Source organism: Gordonia sp. p3-SID1431, assembly GCF_025143765.1.
Classification (GTDB): domain Bacteria; phylum Actinomycetota; class Actinomycetes; order Mycobacteriales; family Mycobacteriaceae; genus Gordonia; species Gordonia hongkongensis.
Genome location: NZ_JAMBDT010000029.1, coordinates 1 through 18335 on the forward strand (window position 1 = coordinate 1; position 18335 = coordinate 18335).

An 18335-nucleotide genomic window follows, 5' to 3' on the forward strand; every position below is an offset into this window, starting at 1 on the left:
GGGCAGAACTCCGGGCGCGCCTGCGTCGATCGTCACCCGAGGAGCCGCCCGTCCCGCGCCGGGTCGAGGTGCCCGACCGGTTACGACTGTCGGTCAGCGACCTCGGGCGGATCGGGATCTTCGGTGATCTGCCGTGGGATCTGGCGGCGGCCTCGCATCACCTGTTCGCCTATGTCGAGCCCGATGGCCCGGATGCGGCGAGCATGCTCGTCAGCGAGATCGACGGTTCGCGCAGTTTCACCGCGACATTCTGCAGCGATTTCGTCGGTCGCCCGGTCATCGAGGCGGCCCTCGACCACCTCTGCGAAGATCCGGTGTCCCTGCTGGATCGGCTGCTCACGCGCTCATGAGGACGGTGTCGCGGCGCGTCGGGCGCCCGCCTGCGACCGTGCTCGTGGCCGTCCTGCTCGTCACAGCACTGCTGACCGCCGCATGTTCGGCCTCCGCCGGCCCGGCGTCTGACGATGCATCGCAGAGCTTTTCGGCACCGCCAGGGGCGGCGGCCGGCGATCTGGTGGGATCACCCATACCGACCGACGCCTACATCTCCCTGCGGCGCATCGTCGACCGCGCCGTACGGCTCCGCTACCTGTCCACCGACCCGGTCAGCGGTGAGCTGGTTCCCGTCTCGGCCGCGGTGTTCGTGCCGCGCGGCCGGGCTCCGGCGGGCGGATGGCAGATCCTGGCGGTCGGTCACCCGACGACCGGCATCGCGGGCAACTGTGCCCCGTCGCTGTACGGCAACCTGCTGGGCACCGTCGGGCTCATCGCGTCGCTGCTCGAGCAGGGGTTCGTCGTCGTACAGACCGACTATCGAGGACTCGGCACACCAGGACCCCACCGGTATCTCGACCCCGCGCCCGCCGCGAACGACATCATCGACTCGGTGCGTGCGACGCGGATGATCGTCGACGGCACCAGCGATCAGTGGTGGGGCTTCGGGGTGTCACAGGGCGGACACGCGGTGTTCCACGCCAACGAGATCGCGGCGACCTACGGTCGCGATCTGCGACTGCGCGGGACGGTGAGCATGAGTCCCGCGCTCGACGTCGCGCCGCTGGCTGATGCGATGGATGCCGGCACCCTCACCCCGGAGCAGATCGCGTTTCTTCCGCTGGTCCTGACGGGATTGAAGGCGATCCATCCCGAACTCGTCATCGACGACTACGTGCACGGACCGCTGCGCGAGGCGTTCGGCGTGCTCCTGGAGTGCAACGACGCCGCGATGGTCCAGAAGCAGGCCATCGTCGAGGAGGTGCGACCGGAGGACTATCGCCCGGTCGACGACGCGGCCACCGACCGCCTCCGGACGTGGCTGCGCGAGGTGAGTCTGCCCCAGGGGCGGGCTTCGGCCCCGATGCTCGTCGCCTACAGCGACGCCGACGACGTCATCCCGGCCCCGTGGACCGCGGGAGCCATCGATCGGGGATGCCGGCTGGGTGATGCGATCACCGCGATCGAGGTCCGCGGTCAGCCGCACGGCATACTCGACATCGGCTCCGCGGCGACCGACTGGGTCCGGGCCGTGCGGTCAGGACAGCGTCCGCCGAACACCTGCGCGTGAGCTGTGTGCCGACCGGGTCGACCCGGCAGCGAGAGGAGTGACGATGAGTTCGAACACCGAGGACGGTGCGAACACCGCGAACCCCGTCGACGACCCCACTCCGGATGGCGAGGCGACCACGGACCCCGCCCAGCTCGCCGCACTCTTCGACACGTCACCCGAGGCCGGCGTACACGCCGTCCTCGAAGCGGTGCGCGGGCGCAACCCCGACATGGCCCGGTCGCTCCGCGCGATCCTGTCCGATCCGGAGCGGATGCGCGCGCTGAAGGACAGCGGCCTGCTCGACGACCCGCCGACCCACAGCCTCGACGAGACGATCCGGCTCACGATCGATGCCGTGGGCGTCCCGCACGTCGCCGTCAACCTCATCACACCGGACGAGCAGGCGACCGCCGCAATCGCCTTCCGGTCCGGGAGTCCCGACGGTCCCAGCACCCGGTCGCTGGTCAACTCCCTCTGCGTCCTCCCGGTGGTCAGCGGTTCACCCCTCATCATCGACGACATCGCCGACCACGCGCTCCTCGCCGACCACCCGACCGCCGTCAGCGGGGAGGTGACCGCCTACCTCGGCCTCCCGCTCGCCGACGACGACGGACATGTCATCGGCACGTTCTGCGCCTGGGACTCGGAGGCGCATCACTGGTCCACCGCGGAGGTCCAGCTCATGTCCGATCTCTCGATCCTGGTCCAGGAGCTCATCTTCGGGCGTTGACACGGGCGCGTGCCCTCGTGACCTGGCGGTGAGCATTCGGTACCCAACACGTGGCCGGTAGGCGCACGCGGGACCGCCGCGTACACCTACAATCGTCGGGACGGGGGGCTGTTCTTTCGGATGGAGTGGACTTGTCGACCCGTGTATCGCAGGCCGAGTTCCCGCAGACCACGAGGCGCACCCCGGTGTACTCGTCGCCCAACGGTCGGCGCACCTTTCACGAGCTGATCCGCGACGATCCCCTGAGCACGATCGTGACCGTGTCGATCGACGTGTTGTCCGCGACGATCGCGGTGGCCGCCGGGATCTGGTGGGTGAGGAGTGGCAGCGGCGCGAACCCGCCGTTGTGGACACTCGCCACCTTCGTGCCGATCCTCGTGATCGTCTTCTCCTTGCGCGGGGTCTACCGTCGGGGGCTCAATCGCCGGTTCCTCGACGAGGTCGGCCGGGTCATGACCGGATGCACGATCACCGCGATGATCCTGCTGTGCTCCCTGCTCCTCTCCTACTCCGACGACAGACCCGGCGCCGCGGTCACCAAGGTGTGGGTGTCGGCGCTGTTCTGGGTTCCGTTCGGTCGTCTCATCCGCGACATCATCCAGCGGAGCCTGCGCAAGAACGGTCATCTGCTGTCCCCCACGCTGATCATCGGCGACGGGCCGATCACCGCACAGGTGGTCGGCCGCATGGTGGCCGCGCCGGAGCACGGCCTCCGGCCGGTCGGCATCCTGGCCGCCGGCGCGCCACCCCGCGCCGATCGGGACGAGGGACCCACCAACGAGATCGCGCAGCTCGGCGGGGTGGACGAACTCGACGACGCGATCCGGGCGACGAAGGCCGAGGTCCTGGTCGTGGCCTTCGCGGTCACCAATGTCGAAAGGCTCACCGCCGCCGTCCGTATCGCCCACCGGCATGGGGTGAAGGTGTGGATCGTGCCGCGCATGTTCGACGTCGTCGGACGCCGCAGCCGGGTCGACCACATCGGCGGGCTGCCCCTGATGTCGGTCCCGCACACCAACCCGCGGGGGTGGCAGTTCCGGACCAAGCACATCGGGGACCGGGTGGCCGGGGCCCTGATCCTGGCGGCGATCTCACCGCTGTTCCTCACGCTCATGCTGCTGGTGCGGTTGAGTTCGCCCGGGCCGATCTTCTTCGCCCAGCCGCGAGTGGGTCGCGACGCGCGGGTGTTCAACTGCCTGAAGTTCCGCTCGATGCGGCCCGAGGACCCCGCCGCGGAGAAGTTCCGGCCGACCGAGGGCAGCGCACCCGGCGGCGTCGAGGGCGTCGACCGCCGCACCAGGATCGGCAAGATCATGCGCTCGACGTCGATGGACGAACTACCCCAGCTGCTCAACGTGATCCGCGGGGACATGAGTCTCGTGGGTCCACGCCCGGAGCGTCCCGAGTACGTCTCGCTGTTCGAGGTGCAGATCCGGCGATACGGCGAACGCCACCGGGTGAAGGCCGGGGTCACCGGCTGGGCGCAGGTGCACGGCCTGCGCGGTCAGACCTCCATCGCCGACCGCGCCGAGTGGGACAACTACTACATCGAGAACTGGTCACTCTGGCTCGACGTCAAGATCCTGCTCCTGACCGTGCTCGCGGTGCTCAAACGGGCGGAGTAGCCGCGGCCACCCACCCGCGTCGTCACATCGTCGGACGTCGGGTGTCGTACGCGGGGCGATACGGCACCCGTCCCCGTTCGTCGCGGATGGTGACGATCAACGTGCGGGCGACGACGACGAGCAGGATGATGCCGCTGACGATCGCGAGGAGCAGTGCGGTCATGACGACCTCCTGACGCCGGAACATGGTGTGCCGGTATTCAATCGCCGATCACGACCTGGTGGTAGATGCCAACCGCGCATCCGTGGACTCAATTGCCCGCCCATGGTGACGCGACTCCGCCGGTCGGCGCCACTGATTTTCTCCGGCCGGCCGGTGCCGGGGTCCGGCGACGGCATCGCCGACGGACAGCATCATCCGGCACACCGCCGAGAAGTCCGGTGCGGCAACGACACGCAGTCCTCGACGGTCGGTACCTCTCACGCCGGGCGCGTCAACGCGTCCGGCGCCCCCGGGCGATCAAGTGATGTCCATACGTCCCGCAACACGTCGACGCCGGCGGCGAGGTCGTCGGCATCCTCGGTGAACGGAACGCGGATGTAGCGTTCGTGCGCCCCGTCGACGCCGAACTTCGGTCCGGCGCTGATCCGCACACCTCGGTTCAGGGCGGCGGCCGCGAGCGCGGAACTCAGCGGCGCCCCGAGCCCGACCCACATCGCCAACCCACCGTTGACGTCGGGAATCTCCCACTCCGGCAGATGATTTCGTAGAAGTCCGGTGAGCGTGTCCCGGCCGATACGAAGCTGCGCGGAACGAACCGCGAGCAGGTCGTCGTAACCGGCCAAGACCTCGGCGGCGATCTGCTGGTCGATGATCGGAGAACCGAGGTCACCGGCGGGTCGCCGTCGGACGATCCGGTCGACGATGTCCTCGTCGGCACGAATCCATCCCACCCGCAATCCACTCCACACCGTCTTGCCCAGCGATCCGATCGTCACCACCGGCACCGAGGACCTCACCGGCGCATGCGCGGCGAACGGGAAATGGTCCGTCCGACGATCGATGTCGAGCTCGGCAGTCGTCTCGTCGACGAGCAGCGCGGTCCCGGCCCGGCGCGCCGCGTCGGCGAGCCGCTCTCGGTGGGCGGACGGCATCGAGGCACCCGTCGGGTTCTGGAAATCCGGTATGCAATAGGCCATCTCGGGTCGCAACCGGCTGAGGACCTCGACGAAGTGGTCCATGTCCCAGCCGGCCGCGGTGACCGGCGTCGACACGAGCCGTCCGCCGGCCTCGGCGATCGCCTCGTAGGCGTGCGGATAGGTCGGGGTCTCGACGACCACCCGGTCGGCTCGTCGGAGCAGGGTCCGCGCGACGAGTGCGATGGCGTGTTGCCCACCGAGGGTCACCACGATCTGCGCCGGGGTCGTGGGCAGTCCGCGGTCGGTGTATCGATCGGCGATTCGTCGGCGTAGCAGCGGATCGCCCACCAGGTCGAGTCCGGGCCGGCGCAGCAGGTCGGGCACATTGCCCGTGACCCGCTCGATGATCGCCTCGAGACCGGGCACCGGTTCGGGAACGGCGTGCGCGAAGTCGATCTCGGCAACCGCGCCCGGACCCCTCCGCGGGAGCATCGCGACGGAGCCGGATCCCCGGACGCTGACCAGATAGCCGGCCTCGCGCAGCGCTCCGTACGCCGACACCACCGTGGTCCGACTCCGCCCGAGCGCATCGGCGAGGATTCGCTCGGCGGGCAACCGCGTGTATGTCGCGATCCGGCCGTCGTCGATGAGGAGTCGGATGCGGGCGGCGAGGGCCGCGTAGGCCGCGTCGCCGCTCTCCCACTCACCGAGCAGCGTGACGAGTTGCTTCACCCCGAGGTTCGAGCGAGCCACCGGCCGGCCGATGGCTCGCGGTGCACCCACAGAATCCTCCTCACCGGTCGCCAGGGTCCAACGACGCCCTGCGGCCGTCGACGTCCAGTCAAACGCAGTGCCCGCGGGCACCACAAGGTCCAATCCGCGGTCGGTGGACTGCCGTCGAGCGGTGGTGGCGGTCCGCAGATCACCCGTGACCACCGGGCGGCTGTCGGGTTCGGGCGATATCGTCGGCGTCGATGAACATCCGCCCGTCAGCTCTCGACGCGGCCGTGCGTCCCGGGCATGTGCTACGTGTCGATGACGTCGACGGCCTCGCCCTGGCCGACCTCGTCGACTCGGTCTCGGCTGACCTACCGGTGTTCCTGGACCATCGCGGACCCGGCGATCGCACCGCCCGGGAGGTCGTCCGGGAGGTCCTCGACGCGCTCGAGGACATCGTCGTCGCCCTCTTCCCGGTCTGGCTCCCGGGCCATGAGCCGGGCCTGCCGGTCGACGCCGACGACGCCGAGGCCACGGCGCGCCTGCTGTGCCGGGACGCCGGCTTCCCCTCGCCCGCCGTCATCCATCTGGCCCGTGCGGCCGCCGGCGCGCGACGTCCCGGCCCCGGCCCCGCCGACGACGCCCGGGCGGCCGCGCTGACGTTTCTCTTACGACGGGGATACGGACGTGGTTCCGTGGTCCTGGCCGTGCGCGCCGACACCGCATTGGGCGAGCGGGCCCAGCACGCGGCCGCCGCCGCGTACGAATGGCTGGCCGACCACGCCGACCTCACCGTGTGGCTCACCGCCGACGCCCTGCCCGCGGTCACGAGGGTGCCGGCCATCCGGATCGGAGTACCCGCGGGGCGGCGATTCCCGCCGCCCGGTCCGGTGGAGGCGCTGCACGATCCGTCGTCGGCCTCGGCGAGGCCCGTCCTCGTCGCCTCCCGTCCGTCGGGGAGACCGGCACCGCACAGCGATGCCGAGCAAACCCTCGAACGCGCCCTCGCGCGTGCACCGTGGGCTCGCGACCGACAGTGGAACCGGAGTCCGCGCGACCTCGATCCGCTCCACCCCGCGGTCATCGTCGACCTGCTGTGGCCGAGTGAACGCGTGGTCGTGGAGGTCGACGGCGCGGATCATCGCGGCCCGGTAAAGTACGCGCGAGATCGACGTCGCGACAACATGCTTCAGCGTGCCGGGTACCTCGTTCTGCGTTACACGAACGACCACGTTCTCGACGACACGTCCCTTGTCGTCGCAGAGCTGGCCGCCGTGATCGCCGAGCGCTCCCGACCACCGGCATCGTCCCGACCGACGCCCGCCCGACCCCCTTCGACCCGCGAGGAGCATCCGTGGACCACGCCCAGCTGACGCCGATCCAGAGTGCGGCGCTGTTCGTCCTGCTGGCCGAGTCCCGAGAGCTCTCCAACCCGGAACTGAAGGAGTTCGGTGCCGCACTGGACAAGCCGGCCCGCAACCATCTCAACGCCCTCGGCCTCGTCGACTCGCGACTCGGCGCACGCCGCGCGTACTTCCACACCCTGACCGACCGCGGGTGGGCCTGGTGCGCGGCCGAACTGACATCCGAGCCACCGAAGAGATCGACTGCACCGACGAAGGCCATGTACGCGGTCCTCGCCGGCCTCGCCCGGTACCTCGACGACGAGGACCTCCGTCTCCACGAGGTGTTCGGCCGTCCCCGACGCCCCACCCACGAGGAGCCCGGGACCCCGATCGCAACGGCTGCGTCCGACCCGGCGTCGTCCACCGTCGATCCCCGGGACCAGATCGCGGCCGCCTACCGCACCCGAGCCGTCACGGCGGGCGACTTCGTCCTCGTCACCGATCTGCGCGCCGACCTGCCCGGGATGAGCGACGAGGTCTTCGACGCCACGATGGTGGAGTTCCAGCGCGCACCCGGGGTCAGCCTCATCCCGCAGGAAGACCAGGCGTTGCTGACCCCGGCCGACCGGGCGGCCGCGGTGACGGTGGGCACGCAACCGTGCCATCTGTTTGCGATCGAGGAGAGCTGATCCGATGGACGCCGACGCCCGTCACGCACTGGAATCGATCCGCCTCAACTGGGCCGACACCCCCGACGACGTGTGGGGCACCGCCGACCCCTTCCACGTCGGGGGCCTGCACGAGGACACCATCGTCGACATCATCCGTTCCTTCGACGACGCCCGTCGTTCGCCGTCGGGGAGTCCGATCGGGGTCACGGTGCGCGGCCCGGCCGGATCCGGCAAGACCCATCTCCTGGGCCGGGTCCGGCATCGTGTCCAAGAGGAGGGCGGGTACTTCTTCCTCGTCAAACTGCTCGACGCCACCGACTTCTGGCGTTCGGTGCTCGTGGCGATCATCGAGGACCTCGGCCGACCGACGCCCCGCCACCGCTCGCAGTTGAATCAGCTCCTCCACCGCCTCGCGATCGACGCCGGGGTCGCGGACGGGACACGTGACGCCGTGACCGGCGGCGCGCCGCTGACACCCGCCGCCCTCGATGACTTCGTCCACGGCGTCTACACCCGCCACTCGCGGCACCGGCGCCGGTCGCAGCACATCCTGCGTGCGCTCGTACTGCTGGAGTCCGACGACTTCGCGGCCAAAGACCTCGGCGAGGCGTTTCTGCACCTGGACATCGACGACGCGGAGGAACTGGCCGCCTGGGGCATCCGCAATGCGCGCCTCGGTTATCAGGAGATCGTCGAGAACATCTCGCGGATCATCGCCTTCGACGATGCGGCGGTGCTCGCGATCGACCAGATCGACACCCTGATCGAGGCCGGCAAGACCGCCGAGCCGGGCGAGGAATCACAGGTGGAGAAACTGGCGCACGGCCTGATGTCGGTGCGCGACACCATGAGTCGGACCACATGTGTGGTCTCCTCGATCACCGCCGCGTGGGAGTACCTCGCCGGACACGTCATGCGATCAGCGGTTGATCGGTTCCGGTTGCCACCCACCCTGCAACGGCCCACGAGTGCGGACTTCGGCCGGCTCCTGCTCGCCCGGCGTTTCGCACCGGGTTTCGCCGGCGTCGGATTCACGCCGCCCCATCCCACCTGGCCGGTCACCGACACCGCACTGACGGCGGCCACGGATTACACCCCGCGCGAGCTGATGGTGACCGTGGACCGCCAGATCGCCGCGATGCTCCGCAGCGACACGTTCGCCGAGATCACCGACCTCTCCGGCGCCACGTCCAAGACCTCCGCCGGCCAGGGCACACTCCCCCTGATCACCCAATCCCGCACCACGACAGACGTTCCTGACACGGGAGCGACCGCTCGGGGGCGCTCGTCGTCTGCTGAATCGTCGTCTGCGGGATCGTCGTCAACCGACTCGTCGTCGACGACCACCTCGGACGATCCCGCGTTCGCGAAGCTCGACCAGCGGTACACGGAGTTGATCCGGCGTGCCGACCCGCTACCCGCATTGGTACCCGACACCGAGGACCGGATCGTCCCCTCGCTGCTCCATGCCGGATTGGCGACGTGGATCCAGGCACTGTCCCGCGACGCCGACCGCTGGCAGCTCGATGCCCGGCCGGGACCGAAGAGTCCGCTGCACGGGCGGATCCGACAACTCGTCGACCCGAACCGGGACATCGAGCAGTCCTGGAGCTTCCGTGCCATCGCGGCATCGAACGCGCGTGCCGTCCAGACGCGCCTGTCGAGCGCGACGACGACCTCCGGTTTCACCCTCGGCGACATCGAACGCACCCTGGTGATCCTGCGGCGGGATCCCTGGCCCACGGGACCCAAGACCCGGCAGATGGTCGAGGAGCTGCACGATCGGGGCGGACGGGTCGTCGCCTGGACCGAACAGGACATCAAGCGGCTGAGCGCGCTGGCACAGCTGCGGGCCGAACGGCCCTCGCATCTCCGGGAGTGGATCTCCGACCGCAACCCGGCTGCCGAGATCGCCTTCCTCACCGACATCCTGGGCCCCGCACTCGAGGCGCCGGCGCCAGGCGTGCAGTCAACGGATTCCGCGGGAACCACTTCGGACACGCCTGCCAAACGCCACGAGCCCGGCACCGCGGACGAACGCTCGACCACGACGCCACCCCGCGAGCCGACGACGGACGAGTTCCGGTCGACCGACCCTCGGTCGGGGACGTCGGGGTCCGACACCGCCGAATCGTCGTCGCGAACCACCCCCGCCAGCGAACAGTCGATCACCCTCGGGCGAAGTGTCGCCACCGGCGAGGCGGTGACCGTCTCGCTGTTCGCCCTGCGCAAGCATGTGGCGCTGTTCGCCGGATCCGGTTCGGGGAAGACGGTGTTGATTCGGCGCATCGTCGAAGAGGCTGCCTTGCAAGGAGTTTCGTCGATCATCCTCGACGTGAACAACGACCTCGCACGCCTGGGGACACCGTGGCCGGACGCCGACCCGCGTCCGTGGACGCCCGACGACCGCGAGCACGCCAAGCGCTACCTGCACGACACCGAGGTCGCGGTCTTCACCCCGGGTCGGGCATCGGGGCGGCCATTGAGTTTCCAGCCGCTACCCGACTTCAGCACGGTGGTCGGCAACCCCGACGAGTTCCGTGCCGCGGTCGACTCCGCCGTCGGCGCCCTGATCCCGCATGCCCGGGCCATCGGGACCAGCGCGAAAGCCTATCGGCAGCAAGCAGTCCTGCAGCAGTCCATGGAGGCCTTCGGACGACGCGGCGGCGGCGCCCTGCAGGCTTACGTCGGACTGCTGACCGAACTGCCCGACGACGCGAGCACCCTCGCCGACGCCCCGAAGCTCGCCGCCGAACTCGCGGAGAACCTCAAGGCCTCGATGGCGATCGATCCCGTCTTCGGGGGTGACGCCGCCCCGGCCGACCCCGGGTACCTGCTCACTCCCTCACCGGGTTTCCGGGCCCGGGTGTCGGTCGTGAACCTCGCCGGCCTCGGCACCGACGACCGGCGGGCCGGTTTCGTCAATCAGCTCCAGATGGCCCTGTTCGCCTGGATCAAGAAGAATCCGGCCGCCGACCGGCCACTCGGAGGACTGCTCGTCATGGACGAGGCGCAGAACTTCGCCCCGTCCGTCCGGATGACCGCGGCGTCGAAGAGCACGAGCGCATTGGCGTCGCAGGCTCGCAAGTACGGCCTCGGGCTCATCTTCGCGACCCAGTCGCCCACCGGCATCGACAACAAGATCTCGGCCAACTCCTCGACCCAGATCTTCGGACTGCTCAATCATCCGACGCAGATCGAACGCGCCAAGGAACTCGCCGCCAACAAGGGCAGCAGGATTCCCGACATCGGCAAGCTCCCGGCGGGGACGTTCTACATCGCGAGCGAGGGCGGGCGGTTCACCAAGGCCGAGACGCCGCTCTGTCTCACCTACCACCCGGCGAGTCCGCCGACCGAGGACGAGGTCGTCGAGCTGGCGCGCTCCACGACACCGCGTCCACGGTGACGGCCGGGCCCGACTTCGCCGACGACCGAAGACGATGGTTGGCACAATGGACACCGTGCTCACGCTGACCGCCGGGGAGAACCGTCCGCTGCCGTCGACGGCCGTGACCGTCTCGGTGCGCTCGGCATCGCCGGTCAACACCTCGGCGATCCTGCTCACCGATGCCGGTCGCGTCCGCTCCGACGGGGACCTCGTCTTCTACAACCAGCCCAGCGGCCCCGGCGTCGGATACCGTTCTGCCGGCTCGGCCGACATCATCTCGGTCGACACCGCCGCGCTGCCTCGGGAGATCGCGACGGTCGTCGTCGCGGCGAGCCTCGACGGGACCGGACCCGCGAGTTTCGCGACCGCCGGCGCCCTCACCGCGACGCTGACCGGCGGCGGTACGGAACTCGTCTTCAGCCCCTCCGGTCTCACCAGCGAGGCGGCCGTCGTGTGCCTCGAGATCTACCGGCGCAACGACGTCTGGAAGGTTCGTGCCGTCGGCCAGGGATACGACGCCGGTCTCGCGGGCCTCGCCACCGCCTTCGGCATCGAGGTCGACGACGAGCCCGCGACGCCGCCTCCTGGTCGGCCTCCGCGAGTCACCGATCCGCAGCCCTGGCCGCCGGCCGCGTCGACGCCAACCGCGCCGCCGTCGACACCCGAACCACCAGCCCCGCAATGGAATACATCGTCCGCACCGCCGCCTTCGCCCCGGCCCCCGGTCACCGCCCAACCACAGGGAGTTCCCATGCACAGCGATCTGTTCGCGCCGTCCCACGCCGAGGTCACCGGGCAGGGCATCCAGAAGCAGGGCAGCAAGATGTGCCGGGTCGGCCTCGCCGGTGAGGTCATGGCCCGCACCGGCTCGATGGTGGCCTACCAGGGCAACCTGAAGTTCGAGGCGCTCGGCTCGGGCGGCCTCGGACGGATGATGCGTCAGGCGATGACCGGCGAGGGCGTTCCGCTGATGAAGGTCACCGGACAGGGCGACCTGTTCCTCGCCGATGCGGCGTCGGACGTGCACCTCATCGACCTCGACGGTTCCGACGGCCTCACCATCAACGGCGCCAACGTCCTTGCCTTCGACTCCTCGCTGTCCTACGACATCGCCCGTGTGCAGGGTGCCGGCGCGATGAGCAACGCCGGACTGTTCAACTGCGTCTTCACCGGGCGCGGCCGGATCGCCATCACCACCGACGGCACCCCGGTCGTCCTCAACGTCGACGCCGCGACCTATGCCGACCCCCAGGCCGCGGTCGCGTGGTCGTCGAGCCTGCGCACCTCGGTGAAGTCCAACGACTCGTTCAACCTCGGCACCCTGATGGGACGCAGCACCGGCGAGCGGTTCACCCTCGAGTTCTCCGGCCGCGGGTTCGTCGTCGTGCAGCCGTCCGAACTCCCGCCCGGCGGGTTCGTCGGCGGGACCGGTGGCGGCGGGTCGGCCGGGTCAGGGGCCGGCGGCGTGTTGGGTGGCATCCTCGGGCGCTGACGAGGCGGAACTCGGACGTCGCCCGAAGTTGTCGGTGCCGACTGCTCTACTACGCTCCACCTTCGAACACCAGGAGCGAGCATGACCCACCACTTCTCCGATCTGCGGGGTCTGCCCCGCTGGCACCCCGACCCGCTGGTACGCGAGACGCTCGACCGCATCCGGCGCTACGGTTGGGCGGTGACGGCCGTCAGTGACGAGTGCACGTGTCACTCTCCCGAATGCGAAGCACCTGACTGCTCTTTCGCGTACACCACCGGCCTGCGCTTACACGACCTCCCCGAGTTGGCGGTGTACGGACTGGATGCACGAACGAGTGCATCGGTTCTCAACGAGCTGGGCAGCGTGTTTCACACCTATGACTGGCACTCGATCGTGTCGAATTCGGTTCTCATACAACTGGATTCGCTTGAGGTTCCGGTCACCGTCATCGAACTGGTGGACAAATCCGATCTTATCGTCACCAACGTCCTCTACCCCGACGCTCCGGTCTTGCAGGCGGTGTGGCCTGACGATCTGGGCAGCTATCCGTGGGAAGAGGGTTACACCCTTGCACCGGAACACCAATTCGTGATGGGCGTGCACGACCAGCGAGCGACCGGTGGCGACAGTCCGCGCGTCATCTACCCGCACCCCGGAATGAACCGGGCCCAGCGGCGCAAGGCGGCCCGACGCCGACGCCGACGCTGAGCAGGCGAGCGGCCAGGTGATCAGCCTGAGTTGCGGGGGCCATCGACCGTTCTCTCCTTGTCGGTGCCCCCGGATACAGTGATTTCTACAGGCCACAGATGAAAGACGCATATCGGTAAACGGTTACGCCGGTGTCGAACCTACGATGACGAGAAGCCCTACCTCCAGTTCTGTCCTGTGATGTGGAAGGTCCGTCATGACAACACTCTCCAGCATGCCGAGCCCAGAAACCGGACGTGTCGAACACCTCGACGGTGACGGTTATCTTGCTGTGCTGACCGCGATTCGCGAGTCGCTGTGGGATCTCGCACCTGGTGGCGCAGAGCCAACCGCTCGTCAAGCGCACACCGCGATGACCCTGCTGATCGAACTCCGCGCCATCGTGGACCACCATGCCGCCGTCGGCGCCGCCACTCTCGACCGCCTCGGAGTCGCCCGAGAATCGACCGGCAAGACATCCATCCTCTTGATCGCCATGGGCGCGGCCCCCACAATCGCACACCGCTGGTTACGGATTGGCAATTGCCACCCCCGGCTTACGCAGCTACCCGGCTACACCGCCGACGGCGCCATCCCCGGCGAACATGCCGACGCCATCGTCACCGGTATCGCGCACGTCGAGCGTCGAGCACCCGAGGGTGTCTGCATCGAGGAACGAGCAGAAGTCGAGCAGGCATTGATCGCCCAGGCGATGTCCGGAGCCACCCCTGCGCAGATCGCGAAGAGAGCCCGCGAACTGGGCAACGAGTATGCGGCCATCACCGGCGGGCTACCGCCTGGCGAAGACCGCACCATCAACGAGTTCACATTCACACCGACCGGCGACGGCAGGCTCCGCGTACGTGGCGACCTCGACACGGTCATCGCCGAAAAGCTGACCGCTGCAATCGAATCCCTGAACAGTCCGCGACCGGAGCCCGACGGATCCGACGATTCTCGGACGCCCGGCGCCCGAAACTCGGACGCCCTGGAACTCATCCTCGATGCCGCGGCCGTGGCCGACACCAGCCTCGCCACACCACCGAAGACCCACGTCAGCGTGCTGCTGCCGGCGACCGCTCCGGACAAGGCGAGCCTGTTGTGGATGGGCTCTATCAGTCTCACCACCGCGAGGTTGCTGGCGTGCGACTCCACGATCACCGATGTCGTGATCGACGGCGACAACGTCCCCTTGCAGATGGGCACCAGCAAGCGACTGTTTCCGGCGCACCTGCGGCGAGCGATCATCATCCGCGATCAAGGCTGCATCAAATGCGGGGCGCCGGCCGGGCGTACCCAGGTCCACCACATCGAGTTCTGGAGCAGGGGCGGACCCACAGACCTCGACAACGGGTGCCTGCTCTGCGCGTCCTGCCATGCCCACATCCATGCCGGCGAATGGGACATCGTCATGGGCACCGACCGCCACCCCTGGTTGATCCCACCCGCATCGATCGACCGGCTGCGAACGCCACTCCCGGCGTACAACCGCCGCACCATGACTCTCGATGACCGGGCCGCAGCCTGATCGATCCACCTCGGTGATCGATGACCGGCTCGCATACGCGAGCGGCCCGAGAAGACCCGGGCGTCAACACTGCTGAAGCCGAATCCCGACGAGGGCGACGCCCTGCTCGGCACCTTCGCGCACCGATCCGTCGGACCGCGCATGCCCTTTGAGAACTCCATAGTGTTCACGCCCGGCCTGTGGTGCGGGCGAAAAGCGTGAGGCCCCACCTCCTTGGTGGGAGGTGGGGCCTCACAGCGGCCGGGCTCGGCACCGGTGGTGTGCTGGGCGGGATCCTCGGGCGCTGTGGCCCACCGGGTCTCGTAGCGAAAAGCGATGTCATAGAACATACTTGGCTACCGAATCCGGCGGGCGGGTAACGTCGAGGCCATGCCCGAAGCCAGTGCGACCGTCCTCGTCCGACAACCCCTCACCACGGTGTGGGAGTACTGCCTCACCCCGGAGCACGTCGCGGCACTGACGCCCGGCGTGATCGGCGTCGAGACCGTCACCGACGGGCCGGTCTCGGTCGGGACCGTCTGGCGCGGCCAGATGAAGGGGCTCGGCCGCGCCGTCGACTGGACCGGCGAGTTCACGCGGGTGGATGCGCACACCGCCACCGAGTTCTCCTCCACGGAGTCACCGCTCGAGTTCGCCATCTCGGCCACGTTCGCGGAGGTTGGTCGCGGCGTCGAACTCACCTATCGCATCCGCAACGCCGGCGTCGGCGGGGCGGTCGGGAAGCTCGCCGACGCGCTGGCGATCCGCGCGTATCAGCGGTCGCTCGCCGCGAACGCGAAGAAGCTGCCGCGCCTGGTCGACGAATGGGCCGCCACCCGCTGACGACGACGCGGTCCGAGGAGTGCGATGTCGGCATCAGCCACGAGCGATCGATCTCCGACGGAGAAATCCATGAGGACGACGGTCATGAAAGTCTTTGTTAGACATACGAATCGGGGACAATTCGGACGTAGCCTTTCGCGGCCGACGGGGAGTACTCTGACCGGCGGATGCATCTCGTTCGGACCGTGCACCACCCGCCCCGAGACGGTGTGCGGCGTGGCTCCGGCCTGCCGACCCACAATCGTTCGCACACAAAGGGTTCCGTCATGCCCGAATCCAGCGCATCCGTCACAGTCCAGCAACCACTCGACATCGTCTGGGAGTACATGTCCGCTCCCGAACACACCACCGCCTACCTACCGGGAACCGTCGAGGTCACTCCGCTGTCCGATGGGCCACTCGCCGTCGGCTCACAGTGGAAGGGTAAGACGGCCGTCCTCGGTCGGACGGTGGACTGGCGGGGAGAGTTCACCCGCGTCGACACCTGTAAGGAGACGGAGTTCCAGACCGTCGAAGCGCCGTTCCCGTTCACCACGCACATCTCTTTGGAGGAGACCTCCGACGGCGTCCGGGTGACGTGTCGGATCACGTCCTCGACCGGTTTCGGCGGGGTGTTCGGCAAGATGGCCGACCCCATCGTCAACCGCATCTATCAGCGTTCGCTCACCGCGTCGATCGAGAGCATCCCCGACCTCATCGACGAGTGGCTCACCCAGCAGTGACACGACAACGGCCCCACCTCGCCGAAGCGAGATGGGGCCGCTGGGGAATCGGTAGCACGAATGCGCTCCATGAGCGCATTCGTGCTACGAAATCCGTGAGGTGAGAGTCACCAGCTGGACTTCTGCACGCCCGGCAGCTCGCCGGCGTGCGCCATGTCGCGCAGGCAGATTCGGCACAGGCCGAACTTGCGGAACACCGAGTGCGGGCGGCCGCACTTGTTGCACCGGGTGTAGGCCCGCACGGCGAACTTGGGCTTCTTGTTGGCCTTGTTGACCAGAGCCTTCTTTGCCATGTCAGTTGTCCTTAACGTTGTTGTCCTTGAACGGGAAGCCCAGGGCACGCAGCAGCGCCCGGCCTTCGTCGTCCGTGGTGGCCGACGTCACGACGGTGATGTCCATACCGCGGGGCCGGTCGATGTTGTCGATGTTGATCTCGTGGAACATCGACTGCTCGTTCAGGCCGAACGTGTAGTTGCCGTTGCCGTCGAACTGACGGTCCGACAGGCCGCGGAAGTCGCGGATACGCGGGAGAGCGATGGACACGAGACGGTCCAGGAACTCCCACATGCGGTCGCCACGGAGGGTGACGCGCGCACCGATCGGCATGCCCTCGCGCAGCTTGAACTGTGCGATGGACTTGCGAGCGCGACGGATCTCCGGCTTCTGGCCGGTGATCTTGGCCAGATCCTCGACGGCGCCGTTGATCAGCTTCGCGTCACGGGCGGCGTCGCCGACGCCCATGTTCACGACGACCTTCACGACGCCCGGGATCAGCATCACGTTGGGGTATTCGAACTCTTTGTTCAGCGTGTCCTTGATCTCCTCGCGGTAGCGAGTCTTCAGGCGCGGCTGGATCTTGGGTTCAGTAGAGGTCATGTCAGATGTCCTTCCCGCTCTTGCGCGAGATCCGGACCTTCTTGCCCGTTTCCTCGTCGACGCGGTAGCCGACGCGAGTCGGGTTGCCGTCGGAGTCCACGACCATCACGTTCGAGACGTGGATCGAGGCTTCCTGGGTCACGATGCCGCCGGAGGAGGCACCGCGCTCGTTGGCCGACGCGGCGGTGTGCTTCTTGATTCGGTTGACGCCCTCGACGAGGACACGCTGGGTCTTCGGGAAGGCCTGGATGACCTTGCCCTTGGCGCCCTTGTCCTTGCCCGAGATGACGATCACGGTGTCGCCCTTGTGGATCTTCATGTCAGATCACCTCCGGTGCCAGCGACACGATCTTCATGAACTTCTTCTCACGCAGCTCGCGGCCGACCGGGCCGAAGATGCGGGTTCCGCGGGGGTCGCTCTCACCCTTGAGGATGACGGCGGCGTTCTCGTCGAAGCGGATGTAGCTTCCGTCCGCACGACGGCGCTCCTTGGTGGTGCGCACGATGACGGCCTTGACGACCTCACCCTTCTTGACGTTGCCGCCCGGGATGGCGTCCTTGACAGTGGCGACGATGACGTCGCCAATGCCGGCGTAGCGCCGCGAGGAACCGCCGAGCACGCGGATGCACAAGATCTCCTTGGCACCGGTGTTGTCGGCGACTCGCAGGCGGGATTCCTGCTGAATCACTCGTTAGTCTCCTTGACCTGGCTTCTTATGTACGGCGGATTTCCGACCCGACGCACACGGTCTGTTGCCATCGAACACACGCCTGCCTGGGGTTTTGACCAGGTTGTGACACCCGGGCCGTCCGCCCCAGTGGGTTCGTGAGCCGATTCGCGACACAGCGGTGCCGCAGGCAACCCCACAAGTGTAGGGGAATGCCCAGGTCCCGGCCAAATCGATGGTCCCGGCGACCGCGCGGGGGTTTCGGATGACGCCGGGCCGGCAAAGTTTTCCGCGCACTGACCCATCTGGGGTGCACCGCCACGCGAAGCACCCATGACACGAGATCGACCAGACACAAGCCCGTCCGGCGAGCGATCAGTGCGAGCCGGAAGGGAGCTCAACACGGGGGGCGTGTCAGCGCCGGGGGTAATTCTCGGCTGCCGATCGTGAGCCGA

At 68.2% G+C, this 18335-nt stretch carries 17 protein-coding genes and 1 pseudogene; 12 read left to right on the top strand and 6 right to left on the bottom strand.

Annotated features, from left to right (window positions below; genetic code table 11):
• The 4 genes and pseudogenes from M4D77_RS09705 to M4D77_RS09720 form a co-directional block, all read left to right on the top strand.
• Positions 1 to 350, top strand: a pseudogene (locus tag M4D77_RS09705) (hypothetical protein); the annotation flags it as partial.
• A complete protein-coding gene (locus tag M4D77_RS09710; protein ID WP_137809572.1) occupies positions 347 to 1564 on the top strand; it encodes a lipase family protein in 1218 nt (405 codons plus the stop codon). The pseudogene M4D77_RS09705 and the gene M4D77_RS09710, both read left to right, overlap by 4 nt.
• Before the next feature lie 43 nt (positions 1565 to 1607).
• Positions 1608 to 2276: a GAF domain-containing protein gene (locus M4D77_RS09715; protein WP_137809571.1), complete on the top strand. Its 669-nt coding sequence runs from the start codon at positions 1608 to 1610 to the stop codon at positions 2274 to 2276.
• A 131-nt stretch (positions 2277 to 2407) separates the two neighbouring features.
• Positions 2408 to 3901 (top strand): sugar transferase, encoded by a 1494-nt coding sequence (locus M4D77_RS09720; RefSeq protein WP_159371332.1) that lies wholly within the window; start codon positions 2408 to 2410, stop codon positions 3899 to 3901.
• A gap of 22 nt (positions 3902 to 3923) precedes the next feature.
• On the opposite strand, the gene M4D77_RS09725 is transcribed toward M4D77_RS09720, so the two are convergent.
• Together M4D77_RS09725 and M4D77_RS09730 are read right to left on the bottom strand one after the other, a co-directional pair.
• On the bottom strand, positions 3924 to 4064 hold the full coding sequence (locus tag M4D77_RS09725) for a hypothetical protein (protein WP_165629719.1): 141 nt from the start codon (positions 4062 to 4064) through the stop codon (positions 3924 to 3926).
• 257 nt (positions 4065 to 4321) lie between these two features.
• On the bottom strand, positions 4322 to 5764 hold the full coding sequence (locus M4D77_RS09730) for a PLP-dependent aminotransferase family protein (RefSeq protein ID WP_238994927.1): 1443 nt from the start codon (positions 5762 to 5764) through the stop codon (positions 4322 to 4324).
• A gap of 191 nt (positions 5765 to 5955) precedes the next feature.
• On the opposite strand from M4D77_RS09730, the gene M4D77_RS09735 reads away from it, so the two are divergent.
• The 8 genes from M4D77_RS09735 (at position 5956) to M4D77_RS09770 (ending at position 16336) form a co-directional block, all read left to right on the top strand.
• Positions 5956 to 7071 (top strand): DUF559 domain-containing protein, encoded by a 1116-nt coding sequence (locus tag M4D77_RS09735; protein ID WP_068972020.1) that lies wholly within the window; start codon positions 5956 to 5958, stop codon positions 7069 to 7071.
• Positions 7053 to 7733 (top strand): hypothetical protein, encoded by a 681-nt coding sequence (locus tag M4D77_RS09740; protein WP_058251995.1) that lies wholly within the window; start codon positions 7053 to 7055, stop codon positions 7731 to 7733. Before M4D77_RS09735 ends, M4D77_RS09740 begins: the two co-directional genes overlap by 19 nt.
• A 4-nt stretch (positions 7734 to 7737) precedes the next feature.
• The gene (locus M4D77_RS09745) at positions 7738 to 11121 is read left to right on the top strand and encodes a helicase HerA domain-containing protein (RefSeq protein ID WP_159371333.1); all 3384 of its coding nucleotides are present in this window, start codon (positions 7738 to 7740) and stop codon (positions 11119 to 11121) included.
• A 46-nt stretch (positions 11122 to 11167) separates the two neighbouring features.
• Positions 11168 to 12595, top strand: a complete 1428-nt coding sequence (locus M4D77_RS09750) for an AIM24 family protein (RefSeq protein WP_259936115.1) — start codon at positions 11168 to 11170, stop codon at positions 12593 to 12595.
• An 81-nt stretch (positions 12596 to 12676) separates the two neighbouring features.
• Entirely contained in the window at positions 12677 to 13285 is a 609-nt protein-coding gene (locus tag M4D77_RS09755) for a DUF4262 domain-containing protein (protein WP_159371335.1), read from the top strand.
• A 214-nt stretch (positions 13286 to 13499) separates the two neighbouring features.
• The gene (locus tag M4D77_RS09760; protein WP_137809566.1) at positions 13500 to 14792 is read left to right on the top strand and encodes an HNH endonuclease signature motif containing protein; all 1293 of its coding nucleotides are present in this window, start codon (positions 13500 to 13502) and stop codon (positions 14790 to 14792) included.
• A gap of 369 nt (positions 14793 to 15161) precedes the next feature.
• The gene (locus M4D77_RS09765; RefSeq protein WP_159371336.1) at positions 15162 to 15614 is read left to right on the top strand and encodes an SRPBCC family protein; all 453 of its coding nucleotides are present in this window, start codon (positions 15162 to 15164) and stop codon (positions 15612 to 15614) included.
• A 266-nt stretch (positions 15615 to 15880) separates the two neighbouring features.
• Positions 15881 to 16336, top strand: a complete 456-nt coding sequence (locus M4D77_RS09770) for an SRPBCC family protein (RefSeq protein WP_065631889.1) — start codon at positions 15881 to 15883, stop codon at positions 16334 to 16336.
• 107 nt (positions 16337 to 16443) lie between these two features.
• Here the strand turns inward: M4D77_RS09770 and M4D77_RS09775 are convergent, their stop codons facing one another.
• From M4D77_RS09775 to rplN, 4 genes are read right to left on the bottom strand one after another with little or no spacing between them, the layout of a single operon-like run.
• A complete protein-coding gene (locus M4D77_RS09775) occupies positions 16444 to 16629 on the bottom strand; it encodes a type Z 30S ribosomal protein S14 (protein ID WP_004019490.1) in 186 nt (61 codons plus the stop codon).
• A gap of 1 nt (position 16630) precedes the next feature.
• Positions 16631 to 17212: a 50S ribosomal protein L5 gene (gene rplE, locus M4D77_RS09780; RefSeq protein WP_055475154.1), complete on the bottom strand. Its 582-nt coding sequence runs from the start codon at positions 17210 to 17212 to the stop codon at positions 16631 to 16633.
• A gap of 1 nt (position 17213) precedes the next feature.
• Complete coding sequence (gene rplX / locus M4D77_RS09785) at positions 17214 to 17531, bottom strand: 50S ribosomal protein L24 (protein WP_065631805.1); 318 nt, start codon at positions 17529 to 17531, stop codon at positions 17214 to 17216.
• Between the two features lies 1 nt (position 17532).
• Positions 17533 to 17901 carry a 50S ribosomal protein L14 gene (gene rplN, locus M4D77_RS09790; protein ID WP_004019493.1) on the bottom strand — a complete coding sequence of 123 codons (369 nt, stop codon included), beginning with the start codon at positions 17899 to 17901 and terminating at the stop codon, positions 17533 to 17535.
• Positions 17902 to 18335: the final 434 nt, after the last annotated feature.

Coding starts and splice junctions, on each gene's coding strand:
- M4D77_RS09710 (WP_137809572.1), top strand. CDS start 347: ATGAGGACGGTGTCGCGGCGCGTCGGGCGCCCGCCTGCGACCGTGCTC.
- M4D77_RS09715 (WP_137809571.1), top strand. CDS start 1,608: ATGAGTTCGAACACCGAGGACGGTGCGAACACCGCGAACCCCGTCGAC.
- M4D77_RS09725 (WP_165629719.1), bottom strand. CDS start 4,064: ATGACCGCACTGCTCCTCGCGATCGTCAGCGGCATCATCCTGCTCGTC.
- M4D77_RS09735 (WP_068972020.1), top strand. CDS start 5,956: ATGAACATCCGCCCGTCAGCTCTCGACGCGGCCGTGCGTCCCGGGCAT.
- M4D77_RS09745 (WP_159371333.1), top strand. CDS start 7,738: ATGGACGCCGACGCCCGTCACGCACTGGAATCGATCCGCCTCAACTGG.
- M4D77_RS09750 (WP_259936115.1), top strand. CDS start 11,168: ATGGACACCGTGCTCACGCTGACCGCCGGGGAGAACCGTCCGCTGCCG.
- M4D77_RS09755 (WP_159371335.1), top strand. CDS start 12,677: ATGACCCACCACTTCTCCGATCTGCGGGGTCTGCCCCGCTGGCACCCC.
- M4D77_RS09760 (WP_137809566.1), top strand. CDS start 13,500: ATGCCGAGCCCAGAAACCGGACGTGTCGAACACCTCGACGGTGACGGT.
- M4D77_RS09765 (WP_159371336.1), top strand. CDS start 15,162: ATGCCCGAAGCCAGTGCGACCGTCCTCGTCCGACAACCCCTCACCACG.
- M4D77_RS09770 (WP_065631889.1), top strand. CDS start 15,881: ATGCCCGAATCCAGCGCATCCGTCACAGTCCAGCAACCACTCGACATC.
- M4D77_RS09775 (WP_004019490.1), bottom strand. CDS start 16,629: ATGGCAAAGAAGGCTCTGGTCAACAAGGCCAACAAGAAGCCCAAGTTC.
- rplE (WP_055475154.1), bottom strand. CDS start 17,212: ATGACCTCTACTGAACCCAAGATCCAGCCGCGCCTGAAGACTCGCTAC.
- rplX (WP_065631805.1), bottom strand. CDS start 17,531: ATGAAGATCCACAAGGGCGACACCGTGATCGTCATCTCGGGCAAGGAC.